At 72.6% G+C, this 6960-nt stretch carries 5 protein-coding genes; all 5 read right to left on the reverse strand.

The window, feature by feature from the left end:
- Window positions 1–132 precede the first annotated feature (132 nt).
- Window positions 133–1263 (reverse strand): phosphate ABC transporter substrate-binding protein PstS, encoded by a 1131-nt coding sequence (gene pstS / locus ADK60_RS05540; protein ID WP_053643699.1) that lies wholly within the window; start codon window positions 1261–1263, stop codon window positions 133–135.
- 243 nt (window positions 1264–1506) lie between these two features.
- Window positions 1507–1986 (reverse strand): NUDIX hydrolase, encoded by a 480-nt coding sequence (locus ADK60_RS05545; RefSeq protein ID WP_079008077.1) that lies wholly within the window; start codon window positions 1984–1986, stop codon window positions 1507–1509.
- Between the two features lie 16 nt (window positions 1987–2002).
- Window positions 2003–3088, reverse strand: coding sequence for a CHAD domain-containing protein (locus tag ADK60_RS05550; protein WP_053643701.1), 1086 nt, complete (start codon window positions 3086–3088; stop codon window positions 2003–2005).
- Between the two features lie 240 nt (window positions 3089–3328).
- The gene (locus tag ADK60_RS05555) at window positions 3329–5506 is read right to left on the reverse strand and encodes an RNA degradosome polyphosphate kinase (RefSeq protein ID WP_053643703.1); all 2178 of its coding nucleotides are present in this window, start codon (window positions 5504–5506) and stop codon (window positions 3329–3331) included.
- A 319-nt stretch (window positions 5507–5825) separates the two neighbouring features.
- Window positions 5826–6839 (reverse strand): mycothiol synthase, encoded by a 1014-nt coding sequence (mshD, locus tag ADK60_RS05560; RefSeq protein WP_053643705.1) that lies wholly within the window; start codon window positions 6837–6839, stop codon window positions 5826–5828.
- Between the last annotated feature and the right edge of the window lie 121 nt (window positions 6840–6960).

Here is a 6960-nt window from a genome sequence, read left to right on the forward strand (position 1 = left end):
GTGGTGCGGCCCCGAGGGGGCGGCACCATGGCGGCGGTGCCCCGGACGTGGTGCGTTCGTCGGTACGTTCCGCTGGGGACGGCCCCGGCCCCCCTCGTTCACGGGGCCGCCCCAGCGGAGGGTGCTACTGGATCAGGCGAGGGCCTTGACCGCGGCGGTGACCTTGCCGGTCAGCTCCTTCGGCAGCGGCACGTAGCCCGCGTCGCCGATCGCCTTCTGGCCGGCGTCGCTGATGGAGTAGCCGAGGAAGGCCTTCAGGGCGTCCAGCGTGTCGGCCTTGTTGCCCTTGTCGCAGACGATCTCGTAGGTGACCAGGACCAGCGGGTAGGAGCCCTCGTCCTTGGTCGCGTAGTCGAGGGTCAGCGCCAGGTCGCTGCCGGTGCCGGCGATCTGCGCCTTGGCGAAGGTGTTGGCGGCGTTGACCGCGGTGGCCTCGACCGGCTTGGCGGCACCGGTGTTGATCGAGGCGCTCTTCAGGTTGTTGGTCTGGGCGAAGGACAGCTCGGCGTAGCTGACCGAGTTCTTGACCTGCTTCACCTGGGCCGAGACACCGGCCGAGCCGCTGGCGCCCTGGCCGCCCTTGCCCGCCCACGCCTTGCTGGCCGGGTAGGACCAGGCACCGGCCGAGGTCTTGGCGAAGTACTTGGTCAGGTTCTCGGTGGTGCCCGAGTCGTCGGTGCGGTGGAAGGCCTGGATGTCGGCGTCCGGCAGCTTGGCACCCGGGTTCAGGGCGACGATGGCCTGGTCGTTCCACTTGGTGATCTGCGAGTCGAAGATCTTCGCGATCGTCGGGCCGTCCAGGACGAGGTTGTCGACACCCTCGACGTTGTAGACGATCGAGATCAGGCCCGCGACGACCGGCAGGTTGATGCCCTGGCCACCGGTGCAGACGACCTTGCTGGCGTCGACCTCGGCCGGCTTCAGCGCCGAGTCCGAGCCGGCGAACTGGATCTTGCCCTGGTTGAACTGCTGGACACCGGCGCCCGAGCCGCCGCCACCGTAGTTGATGGTGGTGTCCTTGCAGGCCGCGCCGAAGTTGTTCTTCAGGATGTCGATCGCGTTGCCCTGGGCGGTGGAGCCGGCGGCCACCAGGGGGGCCTGCTTCGGGCCGCAGTCGATCGCCGGGGCAGCGGCCGAGGAGCCGCTGGAGCCGCCGGCGGTGGTGTTATCGTCCGAGCCGCAGGCCGCGAGCGACAGCGAGCTGACGAGCGCCATGGCACCGATCGCGAGGGCCTTGGAGCGGCCGTTCCGCTGGAGCTTCACAGGTGTCCCTTTCTGTGGCATTGCCCGACGCGCGGGTCGTGGCCAGCACGACGCAGCACGGGTTTTGCTGAGGTCCGGGGCCCCTTCGGCCCGCCGGTGATACCGAAAGTAGGCCGGGCAGGTGACGCGTCAGCCGGTCGGAAGTGAACGCAGAGTGAACCTCGGACGGATGACAGGAAACTACGTCAGGTAGTAACGGTTGCGTCACGGCAAGAGCGCGGGAAGATCACTTCCACGCTTCCTTCACGACTCCCGGCCCCGCACCCGCACCGGCCTCGCACCCAGCAACGCCAGCAGCGCGTCCACCAGCCGCCGGTCCCGCTCATGGGTCAGCCGCGCCCGCGCCTTACCGGCCGGCAGCCACTCCAGCAGGTCCACCTCCCGGTTCGGCCGGAACGCGCCTTCCGTCGGCACCGCCGCCCAGTACCGGACCTCCTTCGGCCGGCCCTGCGCCAGATAGTGCTGGGTCGGCAGCTCCGCCCCCAGCAGGCAGGAGAAGCCTGTCTCCTCCCGGACCTCGCGCAACGCCGCCTCGACCACGCTCTCGCCCGGGTCCAGCTTCCCCTTCGGCAGGCTCCAGTCGTCGTACTTCGGCCGGTGGATCACCGCCAGCCGCGGCCGGCCCAGCCGCCCGCTCCGCTTCGGCCGCCCCGGCAGCCAGAGCACCGCCCCCGCCGCCAGCACCACCGGCCCACGGCCGACCGGCCACCGGTCCGCCGGCACCGGCCGCCCGCCCACCTCAGGCCGTCCGCGATTCCGGCGCCGACCCCCAGCCCTCGGCCGGCGGCAGCTCCAACCACGCCTCCGCCCCCGGCGGCAGCTCCGGCCAGCGCCGGCCGAAGGCGTACCGCGCCGCCTCCACCTCCAGCCGCTGATCGGCGTGCACCACGCCCAGCACGTACGCCGTCGCCGGGGTGATCCGCGGCGTGCGCGCCGCGGTCGCCGCCGTCACCGCCGCCTCCGAGGCCTCCTGGTGCCGCAGCAGCACCTGGTCCAGGTCGTCCAGCACCGCCGACGGCCGACCGCACACCTCCAGCGCGTACCGGGCACGCTTCACCAGCACCCGGGTCCGGTGCCACGGCGCGTCGTCCGCGGCCAGCGCCGCGTCCGCGTCCAGCGCGCCCCGCGCACTGGGCACCGACCCCAGCCGACGCAGCCCGTCCCCGCCGTACGGCGTCGCCGCCCGCTGCAACGGCAGCAACTGGCTGCTCGCCGCCAGCGCCCCGAACGCCGCCGCCGCCTGCGGCATCAGCACCGCCCCGGCCCGGCCCTCGGCCGCCTTCGCCAGCGGCGCGTCCGCCACCAGCAGCGTCATCCGGTCCGCCAGGGCGTGCAGCCGCGCCGACCGCAGCTCCTGCAGCACCGTCGAGTGCGCCCTGGTCCGGGCCAGCGTGAGCTGCCGGTCCAGCAGCGCCCGCGCCTTGGGCGCCCCCGCGTGACCGGCCAGCATGCCGGGCCCCTCCGCCTCGCTGCCGCTCAGCCCGTCCAGTGCGCCCAGCAGCCGGGCCGCCCGCCGCACCAGGCCCGGCTCCAGGGCCAGCAGGTTCAGCAGCCAGGACAGCTCGGCACGCGACTCCTGCACCCAGCCCGGCTCGAAGGACCCGCCGAAGGTGTGCAGCAGCCCGCCGATCCGCCGCACCGCCCGCAGCAGGTCCCCCGTGCCCGCGGCCGGGACGGCCGCCGCACCCGGTCTCGCGCCGACCTCGCCCACCGCCAGCGGCAGGGCGCGCAGGAACGCACCCGCCAGGCCGGTGAGATGGCTGGAGAGGATGTCCCCGGCGGTCGCGGTGGAGGCCGCCTGGGCCGTCATCGGCGCTTCGGTCATGGCTAGGTAGATCCCCGTTCCCCCGGGGCCGTCCCCGGGGCTGGTGGCCGACCGCTCAGCGGGTCCCTGCCGCTCAGCGGCTCGCGTCGGTGGGTCGCGCGGTCGCGTCGTCGAATCTCGTGCCGTCGTGTCCCCCGGCGGCGTGGCCCGCACCGTTCGGTCCGGCCCGGGCACGCCGCGCGGTGTCGCGGCTCACGTCGTCACATCCGGCGTCAGCGGGGCCGTGGCGGCGACCGGCACTCATCTGGCCGCGACGGCCCGACGGCGCTGACGCGAGTCGATGAGGAGGTCCTGGACGTGCCGCAGCTGCTTGCCGTCGGCGTCCTGGGCGTGCCGGGTCCAGGACCCGTCCGCACCGAGGTGCCAGGACTCCGTCTCGTCCGACATCCCGAGGTCGAGCAGCCCCGACAGCTCGGCCCGGTGCGCCGGGTCGGTGATCCGCAGCAGCGCCTCGATCCGGCGGTCCAGATTGCGGTGCATCATGTCGGCGCTGCCGATCCACACCTCCGGATCGCCGTTGTTGCCGAACACGAAGACCCGCGAGTGCTCCAGGAACCGCCCCAGGATGCTGCGCACCCGGACGTTCTCGCTCAGCCCCGGCACCCCGGGCCGGATCGCGCAGATGCCGCGCACCCACACGTCCACCGGCACCCCGGCCTGCGAGGCCCGGTACAGCGCGTCGATCACGGCCTCGTCGACGATCGAGTTGACCTTGAGCTTCACGTGCGCCGGACGCCCGGCCCGGTGGTTGGCGATCTCGTTGTGGATCCGCCCCACCAGACCGTCCCGCAGCCCGCGCGGCGCGGTCAGCAGCCGGCGGTAGGACTCGCGGCGCGAATAGCCCGAGAGCCGGTTGAAGAGGTCCGAGAGGTCCGCGCCGACCTGCGGGTCCGAGGTCAGCAGACCGAGGTCCTCGTAGAGCCGGGCGGTCTTCGGGTGGTAGTTGCCGGTGCCGACGTGCGAGTAGCGGCGCAGGGTGTCACCCTCCTGCCGGACCACCAGCGACAGCTTGCAGTGCGTCTTCAGCCCGACCAGGCCGTAGACCACGTGGCAGCCGGCCTCCTCCAGCTTGCGGGCCCACTTGATGTTGGCCTGCTCGTCGAAGCGAGCCTTGATCTCGACCAGGACCAGCACCTGCTTGCCGGACTCCGCCGCGTCGATCAGCGCGTCGACGATCGGCGAGTCCCCGGAGGTCCGGTACAGCGTCTGCTTGATCGCCAGCACGTCCGGGTCGGCGGCGGCCTGCTCCAGGAAGGCCTGCACCGAGGTGGAGAAGCTGTCGAACGGGTGGTGCAGCAGCACGTCCCGCTCGCGCATCGCGGCGAAGATGTCCGGCTGCGAGGCCGACTCGACATCGCTCAGGCCGCGCGCGGTGCCCGCCACGAACTTCGGGTAGCTCAGCTCCGGCCGGTCCAGCCCGGCGATGCCGAACAGCCCGGTCAGGTCGAGCGGGCCGGGCAGCGGGAAGACCTCCGCCTCGGTGATGTTCAGCTCCCGCACCAGCAGGTCCAGGATGTAGGGGTCGATCGACTCCTCGACCTCCAGCCGCACCGGCGGGCCGAAGCGCCGCCGCATCAGCTCCTTCTCCAGGGCCTTCAGGATGTTCTCGGTGTCGTCCTCCTCCACCTCCAGGTCCTCGTTGCGAGTGACCCGGAAGGCGTGGTGGGCGAGCACCTCCATCCCCGGGAAGAGCTCCTCCAGATGCGCCCCCATGACGTCCTCCAGCGGCACGTACCGCTGCGGGGAGGCCTCCAGGAAGCGTGCGAGCGACTGCGGCACCTTCACCCGGGCGAAGTGCTTGTGCCCGGACACCGGGTTGCGCACGACCACGGCCAGGTTGAGGGAGAGCCCCGATATGTAGGGGAAGGGGTGCGCCGGGTCCACCGCCAACGGGGTGAGCACCGGGAAGATCTTCTGCCGGAACAGCGAGTGCAGCCGCGCCTGCTCCTTCTCGGCCAGCTCCGACCAGCGGACCACCTCGATGCCCTCGGCCGCGAGGTCCGGCAGCACCTCCTGCTGGAACGCGGCGGCATGGCGGGCCATCAGCTCGCGCGACCGGGTCCAGATGAGGTCCAGCACCTCGCGCGGCTGAAGGCCCGAGGCACTGCGCTGGGCCACGCCGGTGGCGATCCTGCGCTTGAGGCCGGCCACCCTGACCATGAAGAACTCGTCGAGGTTGCTCGCAAAGATCGCCAGGAACTTGGTGCGCTCCAGCAGCGGGATCCCCGGGTCCTCCGCGAGCTCCAGGACCCGCTCGTTGAACGCGAGCCAGCTGCGCTCACGGTCCAGGAACCGGCCCTGCGGCAGTTCCTCGGCGTCCTGCTCGTCGGTGACGGTCGGCTCCGGCGGTATCCCCAGCGCGCTGGACATCCGCGCGGGCGGGGAGGGCGGGGCAGGGACGGGGCGGGGGATGCTCATGGGCTCCAGCTCCTCCAGCAGGACGGCGTCCGGACACGAAATGCTCTTCGAGCCGTCGCCCTCGCCCGTCGCCCACGCCCACCCACCCGGCGCGGTCGCCACAGGACCGGCCACGTGTTGGCCGACGCTGCACGAGCGAGACACTACGGACTTCATCCTGTGATCTTCGCGGCATTAATTGAATCCACGGTAAACACCGCATGGCCAGGAGGAAAGCTGAGGCGGTCAGTGCCGCGGCACCGGGTGCACAACCGTTGCCGCGGCGTCGTTCTCTCCGCTAGGCGCCGCCGGGGCGCCCTTTTCCGATCGTCACTCTCCGTTACGCGGAAATGGGCGGCGGAACGGCCCCGGCCGACCCGACCCCGGCGCGGTACATCAGGTCGATTTCGTGGACGGTGAACCCCAGCCGCTCGTACACCCGCACCGCCGCCGGATTGTCCGCGTCGACGTACAGCAGTACGGTGTCCAGCCCGCGCTCGCCGGCGGCGCGACCGGTCAGATGACGCAGGCCCGCCGCGGTCAGCGCCCGGCCCAGGCCGCTGCCCTGCTCCGCCGGATCGACGCCGACCACGTACACCTCGCCGAGCTCGGGCTCGGTGGCGGTGGCCGGGTGCACCTTCGTCCAGTGGAAGCCGACCGGCTTGCCGTCCCGGGTGGCGAGGAAGAAGCCGGCCGGGTCGAACCAGGGCTCGGCCAGCCGGTCGGCGAGGTCCGCCCCGGTCCAGGCGCCCTGCTCCGGGTGGTGGGCGAAGGCGAGCGCGTTCAGCCGCAGCCACTCGGCGTCGTCCTCGCCGGGGCGGAAGGTCCGCAGCTCGATCCCGGCCGGGAGCGGTGCCTCCTCGGTCTGCGGCCCGGTCCGGCGCATCTGCCGCAGTTCGCGGACCAGCTCGGCGCCGTACGCACCGGCCAGGTGCCGGGCCGCCGGGTGGCCGCCGTGCACCCAGAAGTCGACATGGCCCCGGCCGGCCTTCCCCGCCTCGGCCAGCACGGCGTCCACCAGCGGACGGCCGAAGCCCCGTCCCCGATCGGTCGGGGCGACCAGGAGCTCGGCGGCCGGGTTGGCCCCACTGTCGGGCACCTCCAGCTGGCCGTAGCCGACGACGCCCGCCGCGTCCCCGTCCGGACCGGCGAGCGCGAGGAAGTGGGTCACTCCGGGCCGGGCCGTCTCCGGGGAGCGCAGGCGGAGCCGTCCCTGCTCGGACACGGCCGCCCGGCCGTCCACGGCCTGGGCCTCCGCCAGGACCCGCAGGGCCGCGTCCCGCTGGGCCGGCCGCAGTACGTCGGAGGCGAGGACCGTGGTCGCGTCGCCCGTTGTTGCCGTTCGATCGTCCATACCCTGACGATACGTCAACGGTCAACGCAAAGAACCCCCGCCGGTTTCCCGACGGGGGTTCTTCACAATGATTGTTCGGCGGCGTCCTACTCTCCCACAGGGTCCCCCCTGCAGTACCATC

The sequence above is a fragment of the Streptomyces sp. XY431 genome (assembly GCF_001279805.1).
Lineage (GTDB): Bacteria > Actinomycetota > Actinomycetes > Streptomycetales > Streptomycetaceae > Kitasatospora > Kitasatospora purpeofusca.